Raw genomic sequence first — 17,593 nt, forward strand, 5'->3', positions numbered from 1 at the left:
GATCAGTCCTACGCGAGGGAGCCCATCGCGCTGCGCATGGGCATGCCGGTCTGGGCGCCGGCCTTGAGGCATTTCAAAGCCGCCGCTTCGCAACTCACTTCGAGCGCGCGTTGCAGCGACACGCCTTCGCTGATCATCGCCGCAAAGGCGCCGACGAAGGTGTCGCCGGCGCCGGTCGTGTCCACCGGCGTGATGCGCTGGGCGGGCGCCCGCAGGCGGGTGCCTTCCGCCGTCACGGCGAGCGCGCCTTGTGCGCCGGCGGTGACAATGCAGGTGAGGTTGCCGGACTTCGCGAGTCCGGCGCTTGCGGCTTCGTAGTCGGCGGACGCCAGGCCGATGGCGGTGGCGGCGTCGCGCGCCTCGTGCTCATTGACGAGGAGATAGTCGGTGACGGCGAGAAGCTCGGTGACCATCTCACGCGTCATCTGCTCCGGAACGGGTGCAAGGTTCCAGATGACGGTGCCGGAGGCCGCGGCGGTTCTTCGGGCAGCTTCCAGCGCGTGCGCAAAGGGCACCTCCATCTGAAGCACTAGCACGGTGTCCAAATTGAACAGCTCGCTCGCAAGATCGCCGGCACGCGCCGTCATGTTGGCGCCGCTCGCCACCGTGATTGCGTTCTCGCCGGCCTGATCGACGGTGATGAAAGCGCAGCCGGTCGGCTCGTCGGCTCTGATGACGCGGTCGGCGTCGACGCCGTTGGCTCTGAGGATCTCGATCGCGCTGTCGCCAAATCCGTCCCGGCCGACGCGGCCAGCCATGCTCACGCGTCCAGGCCCGGCGATCCGCGCGGCGGCAACGGCCTGATTGGCACCCTTGCCGCCGAAATGCGTCCGGTAGGACGGCGCCAGCACCGTTCGGCCGGGACCTGGAATCACCGGGACCTGCGCGACCAGATCGATGTTTAGCGATCCGAACACCAGGATCATGGCGGAGAGCCCTCAGCCTTCCTCGTCCATGACGCGCAGCTTCTCGACGCGGCGACGGAAATCCTCGTCGGTGGAGAATTCGGCGGACAGGTACGACGACACGAGATCGACAGCGAGCCAGGCGCCGACGATCTGCGCGCCGATGCACATGACGTTGACGTCGTCATGCTCGACGCTCTGATGCGCGGAGTGGACGTCGTGGCAGACCGCGGCGCGGATGCCCTTCATCTTGTTGGCGGCGATCGAGGCGCCAACGCCGGTGCCGCACACCATGATGCCGCGCGCGGCTTCGCCCGACGTCACCTTCGCCGCCACGGCGCGGGCGATGTCGGGGAAATCCACCGGCTTGTCGTCATAGGAGCCGACGTCGATGACCTCGTGGCCGAGCTTGCGGATGTGGTCGATGACGGTCTGTTTGAGCGGCCAGCCGGCGTGGTCGGATCCGATGACGAGACGCATTCTTTGTCCTTCTTGATCTTTGCATTGATCGTGACAGCCGCGCGCGGCTGTCACGATGTCTTTCCCCGTGGTTCAGCTGCGCATGTCCGCCGGCAGATCGACGCCGTGGAATTTCTTGTAGATGGCGTTGAGCTTGCCGTTCTTGACGTTGTCGGTGATCCAGGCGTTGAGCTTGTCCATCAGCGGCTGCTCACCCTTCTTCAGGCCGATCGCGAGGTCGAAGGTCGCCAGCGGAATCCGGGACTCGAACACGCGCGAGGGATTCTTCACGCCGATCTGGTTGATGATTGTCGCGGACGAGCCGACGCAGTCGACCTGGCCCGACACCGCCGCCGTCACCATGGTGGCATCGTCGTCATAGCGTGCGATCTTGAGGTCCTTGTCCTTCTGTTGGACAAGGTTGTGTCCTGCGTGGTGCCGCGCGAGACGCCGATCGACTTGTCCTTCAGGTCCGGCCAGTCCTTCACGGTCGACGATTTCAGGCAGCCGACGTCGGATTGCAGCGTCGCATAGCGCTTGGTGAAGTCGATCACCTTGGCACGCTCGGCCGTCACCGACAGGGTCGAGATGATGATGTCGGCCTTGCCGGTCAGGACGTTCGGGATGCGGGTCGCACCGGTGGTCTGGATGAATTCCAGCTCAAGGCCCCAATCCTTGGCGAGCATCTGCGCCACTTCGACATCGGAGCCCGTCGGCTTCATGGTGGAATCCATCATGCCCGAGGGCGGGATGGCGAGGTCGGTCGATATGCGGATCTTCTTCGCCTTCATGATGTCGTCGAGCAGATCGGCCGACGCGGGCGTTGCCGCCATCATGATGAGGCCGCACAACGCGGCGGCAGTCCCCAGCACCATTCTGTTGGTCATCCCTTGGTTCTCCTCTCCCTGTTATGATTTTAGGTTCCCCGTCCCCACGAATTGCGTGAGTTCGGGCGTGGTCGGCGACGTCAGGATCGAGGCAGGTCCGGTCTCGTGGACCTTGCCTCGATGCATGAACACGATCCGGTCGGCGATGCCCTTGGCGAAGCCCATTTCGTGGGTAACCATCACCATGGTCATGCCGTCAGCCGCGAGCTGTTCGATCACCTTCAGCACTTCGCCGGTGAGTTCGGGATCGAGCGCGGAGGTGACCTCGTCGAACAGCATCACCTTCGGCTGCATGGCGAGCGAGCGGGCGATTGCGGCGCGCTGCTGCTGGCCGCCCGAGAGCTGCTCGGGATAGGCGTGCAGCTTTTCATCCAGCCCGACCTGCGCCAGAACTTTTCGTGCGAGATCCTTGGCCTGTGACGTCGCCATGCCCTTCACCGCGCAGGGCGCGAGCGTGATGTTCTGCTCGATGGTGAGGTGCGGAAACAGATTGTAGCTCTGGAACACGATGCCGACGTCCTGGCGTAGCGCACGCAAGTTCACGTCGGGACGGTCGACGCGATGCCCGCAGACCACGATCTGGCCGCCGTCGACCTTCTCGAAGCGGTCGATGCAGCGCAGCGCCGTGCTCTTGCCGGAGCCGGAGCGGCCGATCAGGGCGAGCACCTCGCCACGTGCAACGGCAAAGGAGACGCCGTCGAGCACGCGGAGCGCGCCAAAGCTCTTCTGCACGTTGTGGAGCGACACGATCGGTTCGGAGGAGGGGGCGTTTTGCTGCATGTCAGGCTGGCGCGAGGTTGGACCTGCCACGTCCCATCCGCCGTTCCAGCCTCTGGCTGAACAGCGACAGGGGATAGCACATGGCGAAGTAGGTGACGGCGATGATGGCGTAGATGGCGAACGGTTCGAACAGCGAATTGTTGACGATCTGGCCCGAGCGCATCAGCTCGACGAAGCCGACCACGGACGCGAGCGAGGTGTTCTTGATGATCTGCACCATGAAGCCGACGGTCGGCGGCGTCGCGATGCGGATCGCCTGCGGCAGGATCACCTTGACCATGCGCTGGGTCCGGCTCAGCGCCAGGCCCTCGGCGGCCTCCCATTGCGGCTTCGGCACAGACTGGATGCACCCGCGCCAGATCTCGCCGAGATAGGCCGCGACATAGAGCGTCAGCGAGGCACCGGCCGCGACCAGCGGCGAGACCTTCAGGCCGATCGCGGCAAGACCGAAATAACCGAGGAACAGGATGACGAGCAGCGGCGTGCCCTGGATCAACTGGACATAGATCGCACTGGCGAGCCGCACCGATTTCAGCGGCGAGATGCGTGCCAGTGCGATCACGAAGCCGACGATGCCGCCGCCGATCAGCGCGATCAGCGACAGACCAATGGTCCACAGCGCGCCCTGGCCGAGGAACATCAGGTGATTGATGTTGAGATGTCCGCCCATGGTCATCTCACAACGGCGTGCCGAGCCGGCGCCGGCGCGGAAACAGGAGGAGGCCGAGGCCCCAGAAGCCGGCACGCATCACCAGCGACAGGATGACGTAGAGCACGGCGACGATGATGTAGGTCTCGAACGCGCGATAGGTGTCCGACTGGATGTAGTTGGCGACCGCGGTGAGCTCCTCGGCCGAGATCTGCGAGCAGACCGAGGAGGCCAGCATCAGGAGCACGAACTGGCTGGTGAGCGCAGGATAGACCTTCTCGACCGCCGGCAGCAGGATGATGTGCCAGTAGATCTGGAAGCGCGACAGCGCCAGCCCCTCGGCGGCCTCGATCTGCCCGCGCGGGATCGCCTCGAAGCCGGCCCGCATGATCTCAGCGGTGTAGGCGCCGACATTGATGGTCAGCGCCGCCACCGCCACCGTGAAGGCGGAGTATTTCAGGCCGAGGCTGGCGAGGCCGAAATAGACCAGGAAGATCTGCACCAGCAGCGGGGTGTTGCGGATGGTCTCGACATAGACTTTGCAGGCACCTGCAATCAGCGAATTGTGTGTGCCGCGTCCGACCGCCGCGAGCGTGCCGAGCAAAGCGCCTAGCACGGTCGCGAAGAATGCCAACTCAAGCGTGAGGACGGCGCCGGCCAGAAAGCTCGGCCAACGCTCCAGCACTGCGGGAAAGTCGAGTTGGAGGCTCATCGTTCCAGGGTCAGCCGGTGGTCTGGTTGGTCATGCGGTCATAGACGCGGAACAGCGCTTGGTTGCCGTTGCTGCCTTCGCCATGGGCGCGCGCGTCGACATATTGGCTGGTGACGAGCGCGGTGCCAGGCAGGGGCACGTTCAGGGCCTGTGCGTGCTCCTGCACCAGGCGAAGGTCTTTGAGCTGCAGATCGATCCGGAAGCCCGCGGAAACGTCGCCGGCGATCATCGCGGGGCCGAGCTTGTCCAGCATCCAGGAAGCGGCGGAGCCGCCGAGCAGCACCCGGCGGAGCAGGTTGAGATCGAGGCCCGAAGCGCGGCCGAGCGCGAGCGCCTCGCAGATCGCCTGGATGTTGATGCCGCAGATCAGCTGATTGCAGAGCTTGACGGTCTGGCCGGCGCCGGATGCGCCGACATGGGTGATGGTCGTGCCCATCGCGCGGAAGAACGGCTCGGCCTTGGCGAACGTGTCCGCATCGCCGCCGGCCATGATCGAGAGCGCGGCGTTCCTGGCGCCCACCGGCCCGCCGGAGACCGGCGCGTCGATGAAGCCGACGCCTGTCTTCTGCAGGTCCGAATGGATGCGGCGGACGGCGACCGGCGAGATCGTGCTCATGTCGACGATCAGCTTGCCCGGCGGCGGGGAATTCAGCAGGCCCTGCTCGCCGTAGATCGTCGCCTCGACGTGCGGCGTGTCGGGCAGCATGGTGATGACGATATCGGTGCCTTGCGCGGCATCGGCAGGGCTTTTGGCACGCGTCGCGCCTTCCTTGACGCTGTCGGCCAGCGCGGCTTCGTTCAGATCGAAGACGCGGACCGCGTGGCCCGCCGCCTGCAGGTTGCGCACCATCTCCCGCCCCATCGTGCCGATGCCGATGAAGCCGACCTTGCCCTTGTCGTTCCGTCCCATGTCGTCAGTCCGTTTCTTGTTTAATTGGCGTCTTGATTGAAGGGCTGTGCGCGATCAGCCCGAGGCACTGGTCTTGTCGATGTCGCCGACGACGGCGCGTCTGCGGTATTCGTCGCCGATGGCGAAATGCTTGCGCAGCGTCGCATCCGCGCGCTCGGGATCGCGCGCAATGAGGGCTTCGAAGATGCGGCGGTGATCGTCGACAAGGTAGGTCTTCATCGACGGGAAGGCCTGCACCAGCTCGCGGCGGCTGCGATGCGAATGTGTCAACAGGCCCGCCATGGAGGCGTGCAGCACGCTCAGCGTCTCCGAATGTGAGGCGACGACGATCGCGCGGTGGAAGTCGAAATCCGCCATGCCGCCGGCATCGGCTTCGTCGATGGTCTCGCCGATCTTCGTCAGCGCGCGCTGCAGCCGTTCGAAATCGGCGATGTTGGCGCGCTCGCAGGCGAGCCGGATCGCCTGGCATTCGATCGCGACACGCGCCTGCATGACGTCCTCGAGCATGTCGGCCTGCTGGGCGAGGGCGAAGGTGAAGAAGTCGTTCAGCACCGAGACATCTGGCCGCGTCACGACGGTGCCGATGCGGTCGCGGATCTCGACGATCCCGAGGACGGTGAGGGCGCGCAGCGCCTCCCGGACGATTGGCCGGCTGACGCCGAGCAGGGTGGCGAGCTCGCGCTCCGAAATCAGGCGGTCGCCCGGCCTGAGCGAGCCGGTAAGCAGGCGCTCGCGCAGGAAGGCAAACACCTTCTCGAACCCCTTTTCGCCGTCGGCGGCTCGCTTGAACTCCATCCCCGTCTCTTGGTCTGATCGTGGTCAGACCAGTATGCTTACCAGGCCGCGGAGGTCAAGAGGCTTCCCTCCGAGTGATCAGCGGGGCGAACTCGATCGCGGGGCACCGCAATGATGAGGCTTCATGGCGCCGCCGCCGGCTCGGTTTGCATCTTTCGTCTGACGGCTCAGCCTTGAACGTTCCGACCGGCTCTCCTCGCGTGCTCCTGATGTTCGACGGACGCAAGGAGCTCCAGTTGGCTCGCCAGAGCGAGATAGGCGTTGGAAACGCTCAGAAGCACATTGGCGAGGCGCTTCGCCGATGTGGCATCATTCGCGCGCGCTCGATATTGCTCCGCAAGCTTGCGACAATCGTCGGGTTTGAGCATTCAGCCCCCAAAGAGAGCTGAACACCGCGTCGCGGTCCGGGTTCCTAATCGCGAGGCCCACTCTAGGTATACAGACGTCGTCGGTTGCGGCACACGCTCCGAGTTGCCAACATCCGTGCAAACCGCGATCATGGTGCAGTGACCCTCACGTCTCTCAAAAGCAACGTCCGACTCCTTTACGAGGGCGCAACGCCGGACGGCGTGCGCTTCCGTTATGCGCTGCTCATCTTCGATATCGTGACGGTGCTGTTCATTATTGCGACCTCGTTCCTGCCGCCCAGTGACATCGTCGAGACGCTCGACGTCCTGTTCGGCGTTATTCTGCTGGCCGACTTCTCCGCCCGGCTCCTGGTCGATCGGCATCCGTTTCAAAAACTCACCCAGCTCGCGACGTGGGCAGACATGGTTGCGATCGTATCCTTCCTGGCGCCGCTTGCCGGCGAGGCGGGCGGTTTTCTCCGGATCCTGCGAACGCTGGGGCTGCTTCGCGACTACCAGATGCTTGTGAGGCTGCGCATCGATTCCCCGTTCTTTCGTCGCAACGAAGAGGTCATCTTCGCCGTCACGAACCTCGCCGTTTTCATCTTCGTCATGACCGGGATCGTTTACGAGACCCAGAAGTTTCGCAACGACGAGATCCGGAACTATGCCGATGCCCTGTACTTCACCGTCACGGCGCTGACGACGACCGGCTTCGGCGACATCACGCTGGCGGGTACGTTCGGTCGTCTGATCACCGTCGTGATCATGATTTTCGGCGTGACGCTGTTCTTCAATCTCGCCCGCGCGCTCCTCAGTCCCCACAAGGTGCGGTTTCCATGCCCGACGTGCGGGCTCCAGAGGCACGATTCCGACGCGGTGCATTGCAAGGCTTGCGGCACCGTCCTCAACATTCCCGATGAAGGGGCGATCTGAAGAGCCCTCGGCGCCACGTGGACGCCTTCGATGGTGACATCATGCCAGTGTTTTGCCCGACGGATCAACTTTGATTTCGGTTTACCCGTAAGTCATTGAGCGGACTGGGGCCAGCTACTGTGCATGGGGTTGTTTTCAGGTTTTATCGGGCGGCCCGCTGCTGACTGCGTTTGGGTCACCGCAATACCACCCACGCCGGCGCGTGATCGCTGGCGCCGTCCTCGCCGCGGATCTTCTTGTCGACGCCGGCTTTGGCGAGGCGCGGGGCGAGGGCAGGGCTGAGCAGGAGATGGTCGAGCCGCAGGCCCGCATCGCGCGGCCAGCGGTTCCGCTTGTAGTCCCAGAACGTGTAGATGCGCTCGTCCGGATGCAGCTCGCGGATCGCGTCGCACCAGCCTTGCTCGACCAGCGCGGCAAAGGCTGCGCGGCTCTTCGGCTGGATCAGCGCATCCTTGTCCCATGAGCGCGTCGGATAGATGTCGATCTCGGTGGGCGCAACATTGTAGTCGCCGGCGAGCACCACCGGCAGGTCCTGCTTGATGAAGGTGTTGGCGTGGCGCCGCAGCCGCGCGAACCAGTCGAGCTTGTAGTCGAATTTCGGTCCCGGCTGCGGATTGCCGTTGGGCAGATAAATGCTGGTGACGATGACGCCACGCACGGCGGCCTCGATGTAGCGCGCTTCGAAATCGGCAGGCTTTCCCGGCAAACGGTCGCGCGTCAGCACGGGCTCGGCATTGCGGGCGAGGATGGCGACGCCGTTCCAGGTCTTTTGTCCACGCCACACCGCGCCATAGCCGGCCCTTTCGATGGCGGCTGCCGGAAATTCGCCATCACTTGCCTTCAACTCCTGGAGCGCGACGACATCGGGCCTCGCCATTCGCAGCCATGCCAACAGATTGGGCAGACGGCGGTTGATGTTGTTGATGTTGAATGTCGCGATCTTCATCTAGAGCTACCGGCTCTGCCTTTCGTCCCCGGAGATACAATGTCCAAGTTGAGCTTTGCCGCTACCGCCTTCATCGTCGCGTTCTCCGGGGCCACGGCACAGTCAGCCGAAACGCGCGGCGCGTGCAAGGCGGACTACGACAAATTCTGCGCCGGCATCGCGCCGGGCGGCGGCATCGTCGCCTGCCTCAACGCCAAGCGCGACCAGCTCACCGCCACCTGCAAGACGGCGCTGGACAGCCGGAAGAAGAAGTAGGTGCGGGTGGTTTAACTCGGCAGCGGCGGCAACGCCGACGGCTGTTCGATCGACGGTGGGGAAGGCGGCTGCCCGGCGTTCGAGACGGGCTCCGGCTTCGTCAGCGGCTCCTCGACATTGCCACCCTTGTAGACGCGGGCATAGCGGCGGCCGAGGCTGGTCAGCACCTCATAGCCGATCGTGCCGAAATGGTGCGCGAGCTCGTCGACGGTGATGCCTTCGCCGAGCAGCGTCACCATGTGGCCGCGCCGCACCGCGTTCGGCGGCAGATCGGTGATGTCGATCGCGATCAGGTCCATGGAGATGCGGCCCGCGACAGGGCAGCGCTTGCCCGCCACGATGACATCGGCGCCGCGGGTGCCGTCATTGGAGCTGGCGGCGCGGAAATAGCCGTCGGCATAGCCGACCGCGATGATCGCCAGTTTCGTCGGCCGCCGCGCGGTCCAGGTGCCGCCATAGCCGACGGTCTCGCCGCGCTCGATGCTGCGGATCTGCACGATGCGCGCCTTGAGGTCGACGACCTGCTGCATGGGATTGTCGGCCTCCGGCGTCGGGTTGACGCCGTAGAGCGCAGCTCCCGGGCGCACCAGGTCGAACTGGAAGGGCGCGCCGAGGAAGATGCCGGAGGAGTTGGCGAGCGCCGCCGGCACGCCTGTGAACTCACTGGCGATGCTGCGGAAGGTCGCGAGCTGTCTGGCATTGATCGGGCTGTTGAGCTGCTCGGCCGAGACCAGATGGCTCATCACCAGCGTGATGCCGTGATCGCCGGCGTTGATGCGGGGGATGATGGCCTGCGCCTCCGACAGCGTCAGCCCGAGCCGGTTCATGCCGGTGTCGATGTGAACAGCGGCGCCCCCGTTCCAGCCGGTGCGGCGGCAGAACACGTCCCATTCGGCGAGCTCGTTGAGATCGCCGATCACCGGACGGCAATTGATCTTGGCGTAGTGCTCGCCGGTGTTCTGGAAATAGCCGCCGAGCACGTAGATCGTGGGCTCCGGAACGGCGGCGCGCACCTTGCGCGCTTCCTCGATGGTGGCGACGAAGAAGGTCTTGCAACCGGCCTTGCTCAGGGCGCGCGACACCTGCTCGGCGCCGCAGCCATAGGCGTCGGCCTTGATCACCGCCGAACATTCGGCCGGCACCGCGGTCTTCTCGAGCTTGCGCCAATTGGCGATGATCGCATCGAGATCGACGGTCAGCACGCCGCCGAAGGCGGCGAGCGCGGCAGCCTGGTTGGCCTCCGGGGAGAGTGGGCCGGATTGCGGGATTGATTTCGGGGCGGACGCCATTGTCATGGCGTCGTTTTACGCAAGAGACCGGCCCCGTTCAACCCGGGGAACAATCTAGTAGTCGCTGCGGTCCGGCAGCTGGCCGTCATGCGCGAGGTCGCCGAAGCGCGTGACCGAGGCATCGAAGTGCAGCTCGACGGTGCCGGTCGGACCGTGGCGCTGCTTGCCGATGATGACTTCGGCGCGCCCCACGGTACGTTCCATGTCGGCCTGCCATTTGGCATGCTCTTCGGTGCCGGGGCGCGGCTCCTTCATGGCGAGGTAATATTCCTCGCGGAACACGAACAGCACGACGTCGGCGTCCTGCTCGATCGAGCCGGATTCGCGCAAGTCCGACAGCTGCGGCCGCTTGTCGTCGCGCGATTCCACCTGACGCGAGAGCTGCGACAGCGCGATCACGGGAACGTTGAGCTCCTTGGCCAGCGCCTTCAGGCTGGTCGTGATCTCCGTGATTTCCTGCACGCGACTGTCGCTGGCGCGCTTGCCCGAGCCCGAGAGCAGCTGGATGTAGTCGATCACCAGGAGATCGAGGCCCTTCTGGCGCTTGAGTCGGCGCGCGCGCGCCATCAGCTGCGCGATGGAGAGGCCGCCGGTGGCGTCGACGTAGAACGGCAGCGACTGCAGCTCGATCGAGACCTGCCGGATCTTCTCGAAATCGGCTTCCGTGATGCCGCCGCGGCGGATGTGGGAGGAGGGAATGCCGGTGCGCTCGGCCACGATACGCGTGGCGAGCTGGTCGGCCGACATTTCGCAGGAGAAGAAGCCGATCACGCCGCCATTGGCGGCCTTCATGGTGCCGTCGGCCTGAAGCTCCGGCACGTAGGCCTGCGCGACGTTGTAGGCGATGTTGGTCGCCAGCGACGTCTTGCCCATGCCGGGGCGTCCCGCGACGATGATGAGGTCGGAATGCTGCAGACCGCCCATCTTGGTGTCGAGGTCGCGCAGGCCCGTCGAAATGCCCGACAGCTTGCCGTCGCGCTGGAATGCCTTGGCCGCGAGATCGACCGCGACGGTGAGGGCCTGCGAGAATTTCTGGAAGCCGCCGTCGTAGCGGCCGGACTCGGCGAGCTCGTACAGCTTTCGCTCGGCATCCTCGATCTGCGCCCGCGGTTGGAAGTCGACCGGCGCGTCATAGGCCACGTTGACCATGTCCTCGCCAATGCCGATCAGGTCGCGCCGCAGCGACAGGTCGTAGATGGTGCGGCCATAGTCCTGGGCGTTGATGATGGTGGTGGCTTCGGCCGCAAGCCGCGCCAGGTATTGTCCGATGGTCATGCCGCCGACATCGGTATCGGCCGGCAGGAACGTCTTCAGCGTGACCGGGGTGGCGATCTTGCCCATCCGGATCAGGCTGCCCGCGGTCTCGAAGATGGTCTGGTGCAGCGGCTCGAAGAAGTGCTTCGCCTCCAGGAAGTCGGAGACGCGGTAGAAGGCGTCGTTGTTGACCAGGATTGCGCCCAGAAGGCTCTGTTCCGCCTCGATATTGTGCGGTGCGCTCCGATAGGCGGGAGTTCCGGCATCGGGCGCGAGTTTGAGAACGTTCGAATCAGTCAGTGCCATGGTCGGACGTGCTTAGCAATTTTCTTGGGCGGATGCGGGGCCGGGATAAAGCGCCGCCGCAGGTCAAAGCGGAAGCAAAAGCTGACCGCTATCAACCGCTCAGTTAAAATGGTGGATGATTAGCAGTCGCAGCACGCGCCGCGCTTGACTGGATTTTGGCGGAGCTCGCCCGGCGCAGAGGGCTGTGATCGCGCCGCGGAAAAATCCTGAAACCCGTGAACCCTGGGGGCTGACGCGCAGACCTACCGAGAGGCGCGCAAAATGACGCACGCTGACCGATTCGGCTACGCTTCAGACCAGCAGGAGGTAGACCAGCGCAACAAGAGCCGCCCCAACGCCGGTGACGATCAGGGCGTAATCGGTGCGGAGGTCGTCCTGCACGTCGAATGAGGTTTGGGTCTCTTTGCTCATGGCGACGGTCTAAGCCAGGCCCGACCAGACTTCTGTGAACCAGATCACATCTCCCCGGATTCTTTCGGGTGTCATGTCGGAACAGGCGGATGGGCAGGGGATTATCTCATTCCCCGCCAACAGGGATACGAGGCGAGCGATGCAGCCAGAACGGCAGCACCAGAACTGGCGAAGCGAGGCAGGCAGCCGGCTTTGGCTGTCGGGGCTGATCGCGGCTATGAAGCACGCGGAGCGGCCCGAGGTACGTCGCCAGCCGGTCGCCCCCGAAATCCTGCTGGAATTGCGGGCGCAATTGGCGTTAACGGCGTCTTTCCGGACGTCCGGGATTTCGACCCTGCGTCACTAGGATCCGGACCTATTCACCAGCCAGCTTGAGCTTCGGCATGGCCGCGCCCTCCCGGGCCCGCAGCCGGGCTTCTTCCTGCGGGATATAGTCGCGGGTCATCGGCACCACGCCCTGGCGACGGGTGATCTGGATCTGGAAGTTCATCATGGCTTGCTTGCGGAACGTCATCTCGCAGGCCGCGAGGTAAAATTCCCACATCAAGGCGAAGCGCTCGTCGTAGAGCTGCACGGCTTCCTCGCGCCGCGCCATGAACCGCTCGCGCCAGGCCTTCAGCGTCTCGGCGTAGTGCAGGCGTAGAATCTCGATGTCGCAGACCAGCAGGCCCGCTCGCTCGATCGCCGGCAGCACTTCCGAGAGCGCGGGGATGTAGCCGCCGGGGAAGATGTATTTGGCGATCCAGGGATTGGTCGAATCCGGGCCCTGCGAACGGCCGATCGAATGCAGCAGCATGACGCCGTCTTCCTTCAGCAGCTCGGCGCAGCGCTGGAAGTAGGCGTCGTAGAACCTCGCCCCGACATGCTCGAACATGCCGACGGAGACGATGCGGTCGAACGTACCTTCGACGTCGCGATAATCCTGGAGCTGGAATCTGGCCGAGCCCGTCAGGCCCTTTTCGGCGGCGCGCGCATTGGCGACCTCCAGCTGCTCGGTCGACAGCGTGATGCCGGTGACGTCGGCGCTCGCGATCTCGGCGAGATAGAGCCCGAGGCCACCCCAGCCGGAGCCGATGTCGAGCACGCGCTGGCCATTGCTGACGAGAAGCTTCGCCGCGATATGCCGCTTCTTGGCAAGCTGCGCGTCGTCCAGCGACATCTCGGGCGTCTCGAAATAGGCGCAGCTATATTGCTTGTCGGCATCGAGAAACAGCGAATAGAGCCGGCCGTCGAGATCGTAATGATGAGCGACGTTTTGACGGGAGCGCGGGCGGGGATTGAACTGCTTGAGGTGCCGCGTCAGGTAGCGCAGGTGCCACCACGGCTTTGCCCACTGCGGCAATGGGTCGGGTTGATCGAGCAGGATCGCGAGGGCATCAGCTATGGTGCCGCGCTCGACCACGAACTCGCCGTTCATGTAGGCCTCGCCCAGCCCCAGCTCGGGATTGACGAGGACCCTCCGCTCGGAGTCGGCGGTGACGAAGCGGACTGCGACCGGCTCGCCGGAGACGTCGCCGACGGTGAACTTCGACCCGCTCGCGCTGGTCACCGTCAACGACCCGCGGCGGATGAATTGGGACAGAAATCGACGCAACAATCGGTCCATCGGCAATCCTCTCGAGCGAACCCGAAAGATGCGACTACCCGGCCTTTATAACTGACGCCCAGGCGCCGCAGCGGTTCCTATGCGTTTGCATTCAAATCTAGCGAGCCGGTTCCGGCTGCGCTATTGCACTGTGTTCAAAGTAGATATTCGAAAACCGCTTAATCACATCCTTGCGCGCGGACCTGCTTCCATTCGCGGCTCAATCGGTTAAAAGGTGACCGCCGCCGCGCCGGATGCCGGCTGCATTTGCGGAAATTCAACGGAGATGATGGGAATGTCGAGCCGAGCGCTCAGCCTCGCGACGGTGTTGCTTCTGATTGGCTTCGGTGCGGCTAATTCCGTTCTTGCGCAGGCGACGAACCTCGAGGCTGGCAAGACCCCGTCGCAGCTGTTCTCGCAGACCTGCAATGTCTGCCACAAGAGCCCGCGCGGGCTGCTAAAGTCCGTGTCGCCCGGCTCGCTGCCGGGATTCCTGCGCCAGCACTACACGACGAGTTCGGATATGGCGGGCGTCCTCTCCGCCTATCTGATCTCGAACGGTGCCACCGACACGCGCTATCAGGCCAAGGACGCCAAGAAGGACGGCGCCGCGCCTGAACAACAGGGTCGACGCCAGCGCGCGCAGGATGCCGCGAGGCCGGAGGGCGAGGGCGCTGCTCCTGCCGCCGAGGGTACGCGCCAGAAGCGTGCGGCGCGGCCGGCCGAGGAGGGTGCCAAGCCGGAGGGAGAGGCTGCGCCCGAGGCACGCAAAGGCAAGCGGCGCGCCAAGCCCGGCACGGAGGAAGCCCCGAAGGTCGATGCCGCGGCGCCGGCGACCGACGACAAGAAGACCGAGCCGAAGCCGGAGCCCGTCAAGCCTGACAGCGCCAAGGTCGAGCCGCGCAGCGAGACGCCGGCGCCGCGGCCCGATCCGATCCCGCAGGTGACGCCGGCCGCTCCAGCCGCCGCCAAGCCCGCTGAGCCGGCCGCGCCCAAGCCGGTGGAAGAGGCTGCTCCGAAACCTGCCGAGCCGGCCCCCGCGGCTAAGCCGCTGGAACAGGCGCCGCCCGCGACCGCTGCAGCCCCGCCGCCGCCGGCGCCGCCTGCGTCCTCCGGTCCGCCGGTGCCGCCGATCTCGCGCTAAGTCATCCGGATCTTTCGATCGACGATGCGAAGGCCGCGCCCATCCGCCGCCTTCACATCGTCTTGACCGCCATTAGAGTAGTACTCTAGAGTATTGCTCTAGGAGGCGCCCATGACGGCGAGCGTACGAGACGATCTGTTGGCGGCCGGCCTTGCCGTGTTCGACCGCGTCGGCTTCGAAGCCGCGACGGTGGCCGCGATCCGCACCCGCGCGCGGGCTTCCAACGGCAGCTTCTTCCACGTCTTCGGTTCGAAGAAAGAACTTGCCGGTGCGTTGTTTCTGGAGGTCCTGCGGCACTATCACGCCGCGATACTGGCCGCGCTCGATCCCGGCCCCGACGCCGAGCAGGGCATCGATCGCCTGATCCGGGCGCATCTCGACTGGGTCGTCAACAGCCGGCGCGAGGCGCGCTACCTCTTCGAGATCTCGCGCAGCGAGTGGGGCGAAGACGTGCGCGACGCCCAGCGGGCGCAGAATGCGCGGCTTGCCGAAGGCATTGAGCGCTGGCGCGCGCCGCTGGTGGCAAGCGGCGAACTTCTGCCGATGACGCCGGTGATGTTCGTCAGCCAGCTGATCGGTCCGGCGCAGATCTTCTGCCGCGCTTATCTGTCGGGTCGCGAGCGCACCGATCCGCGCATCGAGGCGGACACGCTGATCGCCTGCGCCAATCGTGCGCTGAGGCCGTTCGATCGCATCAACAAGCAATAAGGGGAGATCGCATGCGGGCCGAAGCTGATCCGGAATTTGCGCCGATTGCCGAGCGCATCCACGCCAATATCGGCCGGCAGGGTTTCATGAACCTGGTCGGCGCCGAGCTCTCCGAATTGTCGCGCGGCACTTGCACCATCGCCGTGGAGCGCCGGCCGGAGCTATTACAGCAGCACGGCTTCTTCCACGGCGGCGTCACCGCCTTCCTGGTCGACAACGCCACCACGATCGCAGCCGCCACGTCGCGCGGCCAGCCGGCGCTGACGGCGGAATACAAGCTCAATCTGTTGTCGCCCGCGGTCGGCGAGAAGCTGATCTGCCGCGCCCGGGTGATCAAGCCGGGCCGCCAGGTCGCGGTGGTCGCCGCCGACGTGTTCTGCGTCAGCGACGGCGTCGAGAAGCATACGGCCACCGCGCTGGCCTCGATCGCGATGCTGAGCGAGGACGTCGCTGCCAAAACGAAAAGCCCGGCCGCGTGAGGCAGCCGGGCTTTGATCGGGATCGTCATCCGGGTCTGGTCTTGCGGACCGTCCCGGAATGACGAGTTGAGCTGCTTACTTCTCTTCCGCAGCCGGCGCCGGCGCGACCTCGTCGTGCTGGGCTTCCGGATCGAAGAACTCGCCGGCGGCGGCGATCGCCTCGGCGGCCGCATCGCGATCCTCATTGCGGGTCGAGATGTCCTCGCCGCGGTTGATGCGCTCGGCCTCGTCCTGGCTGCGGGCAACCGTGACGGTGATCTCGACCTCGACTTCGGGATGAACGGCAACGGTGATCGAGTGCTTGCCGATGGTCTTGATCGGCGCGTCGAGCTGGATCTGCGGACGGGCGAGCGAAACGCCGTCGGCTTCGAACGCGAGCACGATGTCACGCACGTTGACCGAGCCGAACAGCTGGCCGGCTTCCGAGGCCTGGCGGATCACGATGATGTTCTTGCCCTCGATCTTCTCGGCGACCTTGGACGCCTCGGCCTTCGAGGCGAGGTTGCGCGCTTCGAGCTCGGCCTTCATGCCGTCATACTTGGCCCGGTTGTCGGCGGTGGCGCGCAGCGCCTTGCCGCGCTTGAGCAGGAAATTGCGAGCGTAGCCGTCGCGAACCTTCACGACTTCGCCCATCTGGCCGAGCTTGTTGACGCGTTCCAGCAAAATGACTTCCATATTCGTTCTCCTTTTGAAGTGCTCTCGAAGGTTTCAGTTTCGGGGTTGAACTCAAGGTGTAGGCAGTGGCGGCGGCTGCCGGCTGCGCAGGAAGCGTTCGCGCAAGCCAAACAAGGCATCCGCAAGCCCAAGGATCACCATCGCGACCACGGGCCATCCGAACACGACCACGGCGGCGTAGGTCGAGCCGAGCCAGAACGTGCGGCCGTTCAGCGCGAGCGTCAGCGTATGCAATACGGCGAAACCGGCCAGCGCATAACTCATCATCAGCGCGGCGGTGGCGATCTGCGCCACGATGCCAAGCAGCCCCCCGGTGAAGCAGAAGGCGAGGGAGATGCACAGCACCACCAGCGTCATCTGCGGCAGCTCGGTGGTCTTGAGGTCCGGCCAGGGACGGCGCAGCCGGCCCGACGTCGCGGTCACCTTGGCGCTGAGCCAGAGGTTGAGAGTGAGCGTCATCGTCGCGGCAATCGTGGCGGCGGCGGGTGCGATGCGCACCAGCGCGTCGACGAACTGGCTGGCTTCGCCTGAAGTTTGCGGGTCGGTGGCGCGCAGGAGGCGCGTCAGGCCACGGCGCAACGTGCCGGTGATGGTCTCCGCGTCGGTCCCGAGAGTGAGCAAAGCGGCCATTGTGGTCAGCGTCGCGAAGCCTGCAATCCAGAGCAGGATGCGGCCGACCGGGTACCACTCGACCTCCGGCTCCGCGGAGGGCGCTGTGCCGGTGGCAGACGCGGCGCTTCCCACCTGACGTCCGAGCAGGACGAGATGGCCGAGCCACCACGCCGGCAACGCGACGGTGACGGCGAAGGCGATGCAGTAGGGCAGGCCGAACAGGGCGCCGAGGCCGATCGCAGCGGCGATGCCACCAATGCTCGCGCAAAGCGGGCCCCAGCCGATCGCGGCGACCATCAGGGGGAGCGGAGCGAGATAGAACAGGACGAGCGCGATCAGCGCCCCCGAGATGATCGAGGCGAACATCAGGGCCGACGCAGCGCCGGCGATCAGGGCTATCAGTCCAAAGGCCATCATCAGCTGTCCCGCTCCCTTCGAGCGGTTAGAGGCGTCGCTTGCCCCAACCATCGGCGACCGGACGACCCGGAAGCCTTATGAGTTCGAAAAGTCGCGACCGGCGGCGCTAGCCGCCGCCGGTCGAATTGGTCG

19 protein-coding genes and 2 pseudogenes are annotated in these 17,593 nt (G+C 65.1%); 6 read left to right on the forward strand and 15 right to left on the reverse strand.

Annotated elements, in window-relative coordinates; genetic code table 11:
• Positions 1-8 precede the first annotated feature (8 nt).
• From I6F33_RS06410 to I6F33_RS06450, 9 genes and pseudogenes are all read right to left on the reverse strand, one after another.
• On the reverse strand, positions 9-926 hold the full coding sequence (locus tag I6F33_RS06410; protein ID WP_225141617.1) for a ribokinase: 918 nt from the start codon (positions 924-926) through the stop codon (positions 9-11).
• A 12-nt stretch (positions 927-938) separates the two neighbouring features.
• Positions 939-1,385, reverse strand: coding sequence for a ribose 5-phosphate isomerase B (rpiB, locus tag I6F33_RS06415; RefSeq protein ID WP_036022692.1), 447 nt, complete (start codon positions 1,383-1,385; stop codon positions 939-941).
• A gap of 72 nt (positions 1,386-1,457) precedes the next feature.
• Positions 1,458-2,251 (reverse strand): annotated as a pseudogene (locus I6F33_RS06420) (transporter substrate-binding domain-containing protein).
• Between the two features lie 21 nt (positions 2,252-2,272).
• On the reverse strand, positions 2,273-3,031 hold the full coding sequence (locus I6F33_RS06425) for an amino acid ABC transporter ATP-binding protein (protein WP_036000768.1): 759 nt from the start codon (positions 3,029-3,031) through the stop codon (positions 2,273-2,275).
• A 1-nt stretch (position 3,032) separates the two neighbouring features.
• Positions 3,033-3,701, reverse strand: coding sequence for an amino acid ABC transporter permease (locus I6F33_RS06430; RefSeq protein WP_036034095.1), 669 nt, complete (start codon positions 3,699-3,701; stop codon positions 3,033-3,035).
• Between the two features lie 7 nt (positions 3,702-3,708).
• Entirely contained in the window at positions 3,709-4,392 is a 684-nt protein-coding gene (locus tag I6F33_RS06435; RefSeq protein WP_036000766.1) for an amino acid ABC transporter permease, read from the reverse strand.
• Positions 4,393-4,402: 10 nt separating this feature from the next.
• Positions 4,403-5,305 (reverse strand): annotated as a pseudogene (locus I6F33_RS06440) (NAD(P)-dependent oxidoreductase); the annotation flags it as partial.
• Positions 5,306-5,356: 51 nt separating this feature from the next.
• Positions 5,357-6,097, reverse strand: a complete 741-nt coding sequence (locus tag I6F33_RS06445; protein ID WP_036000760.1) for a FadR/GntR family transcriptional regulator — start codon at positions 6,095-6,097, stop codon at positions 5,357-5,359.
• Positions 6,098-6,264: 167 nt separating this feature from the next.
• Positions 6,265-6,465, reverse strand: a complete 201-nt coding sequence (locus I6F33_RS06450) for a hypothetical protein (protein ID WP_141697612.1) — start codon at positions 6,463-6,465, stop codon at positions 6,265-6,267.
• Between the two features lie 138 nt (positions 6,466-6,603).
• Between I6F33_RS06450 and I6F33_RS06455 the strand changes: the two genes are divergently transcribed.
• Positions 6,604-7,380, forward strand: coding sequence for a potassium channel family protein (locus I6F33_RS06455; RefSeq protein WP_225142037.1), 777 nt, complete (start codon positions 6,604-6,606; stop codon positions 7,378-7,380).
• Between the two features lie 175 nt (positions 7,381-7,555).
• Here the strand turns inward: I6F33_RS06455 and I6F33_RS06460 are convergent, their stop codons facing one another.
• The gene (locus tag I6F33_RS06460) at positions 7,556-8,326 is read right to left on the reverse strand and encodes an exodeoxyribonuclease III (RefSeq protein WP_225141620.1); all 771 of its coding nucleotides are present in this window, start codon (positions 8,324-8,326) and stop codon (positions 7,556-7,558) included.
• A 39-nt stretch (positions 8,327-8,365) separates the two neighbouring features.
• On the opposite strand from I6F33_RS06460, the gene I6F33_RS06465 reads away from it, so the two are divergent.
• Entirely contained in the window at positions 8,366-8,581 is a 216-nt protein-coding gene (locus I6F33_RS06465) for a cysteine rich repeat-containing protein (RefSeq protein WP_036000751.1), read from the forward strand.
• An 11-nt stretch (positions 8,582-8,592) separates the two neighbouring features.
• Here the strand turns inward: I6F33_RS06465 and alr are convergent, their stop codons facing one another.
• Both alr and I6F33_RS06475 read right to left on the reverse strand, forming a co-directional pair.
• The gene (gene alr / locus I6F33_RS06470) at positions 8,593-9,870 is read right to left on the reverse strand and encodes an alanine racemase (protein WP_225126012.1); all 1,278 of its coding nucleotides are present in this window, start codon (positions 9,868-9,870) and stop codon (positions 8,593-8,595) included.
• A 54-nt stretch (positions 9,871-9,924) separates the two neighbouring features.
• Complete coding sequence (locus I6F33_RS06475) at positions 9,925-11,430, reverse strand: replicative DNA helicase (protein WP_036000744.1); 1,506 nt, start codon at positions 11,428-11,430, stop codon at positions 9,925-9,927.
• A gap of 445 nt (positions 11,431-11,875) precedes the next feature.
• Between I6F33_RS06475 and I6F33_RS06480 the strand changes: the two genes are divergently transcribed.
• Positions 11,876-12,187 (forward strand): hypothetical protein, encoded by a 312-nt coding sequence (locus I6F33_RS06480; protein ID WP_225112255.1) that lies wholly within the window; start codon positions 11,876-11,878, stop codon positions 12,185-12,187.
• Between the two features lie 9 nt (positions 12,188-12,196).
• Here I6F33_RS06480 and I6F33_RS06485 read toward each other — a convergent pair whose 3' ends face one another.
• Complete coding sequence (locus I6F33_RS06485; RefSeq protein ID WP_225141622.1) at positions 12,197-13,447, reverse strand: cyclopropane-fatty-acyl-phospholipid synthase family protein; 1,251 nt, start codon at positions 13,445-13,447, stop codon at positions 12,197-12,199.
• A 274-nt stretch (positions 13,448-13,721) separates the two neighbouring features.
• Here I6F33_RS06485 and I6F33_RS06490 point away from each other — a divergent pair, with 274 nt between their 5' ends.
• The 3 genes from I6F33_RS06490 to I6F33_RS06500 all read left to right on the forward strand — a co-directional run bounded on the left by I6F33_RS06490 (position 13,722) and on the right by I6F33_RS06500 (position 15,757).
• Positions 13,722-14,570 (forward strand): hypothetical protein, encoded by an 849-nt coding sequence (locus I6F33_RS06490; protein WP_225141624.1) that lies wholly within the window; start codon positions 13,722-13,724, stop codon positions 14,568-14,570.
• Between the two features lie 111 nt (positions 14,571-14,681).
• Positions 14,682-15,278 (forward strand): TetR/AcrR family transcriptional regulator, encoded by a 597-nt coding sequence (locus tag I6F33_RS06495; protein WP_225141626.1) that lies wholly within the window; start codon positions 14,682-14,684, stop codon positions 15,276-15,278.
• An 11-nt stretch (positions 15,279-15,289) separates the two neighbouring features.
• The gene (locus I6F33_RS06500; protein ID WP_036000734.1) at positions 15,290-15,757 is read left to right on the forward strand and encodes a PaaI family thioesterase; all 468 of its coding nucleotides are present in this window, start codon (positions 15,290-15,292) and stop codon (positions 15,755-15,757) included.
• 75 nt (positions 15,758-15,832) lie between these two features.
• Here I6F33_RS06500 and rplI read toward each other — a convergent pair whose 3' ends face one another.
• Complete coding sequence (rplI, locus tag I6F33_RS06505) at positions 15,833-16,432, reverse strand: 50S ribosomal protein L9 (RefSeq protein ID WP_036000730.1); 600 nt, start codon at positions 16,430-16,432, stop codon at positions 15,833-15,835.
• Positions 16,433-16,483: 51 nt separating this feature from the next.
• On the reverse strand, positions 16,484-17,461 hold the full coding sequence (locus tag I6F33_RS06510; protein WP_057028958.1) for a DUF2232 domain-containing protein: 978 nt from the start codon (positions 17,459-17,461) through the stop codon (positions 16,484-16,486).
• Positions 17,462-17,593: the final 132 nt, after the last annotated feature.

The organism is Bradyrhizobium sp. BRP20, assembly GCF_020194215.1.
Classification (GTDB): domain Bacteria; phylum Pseudomonadota; class Alphaproteobacteria; order Rhizobiales; family Xanthobacteraceae; genus Bradyrhizobium; species Bradyrhizobium yuanmingense.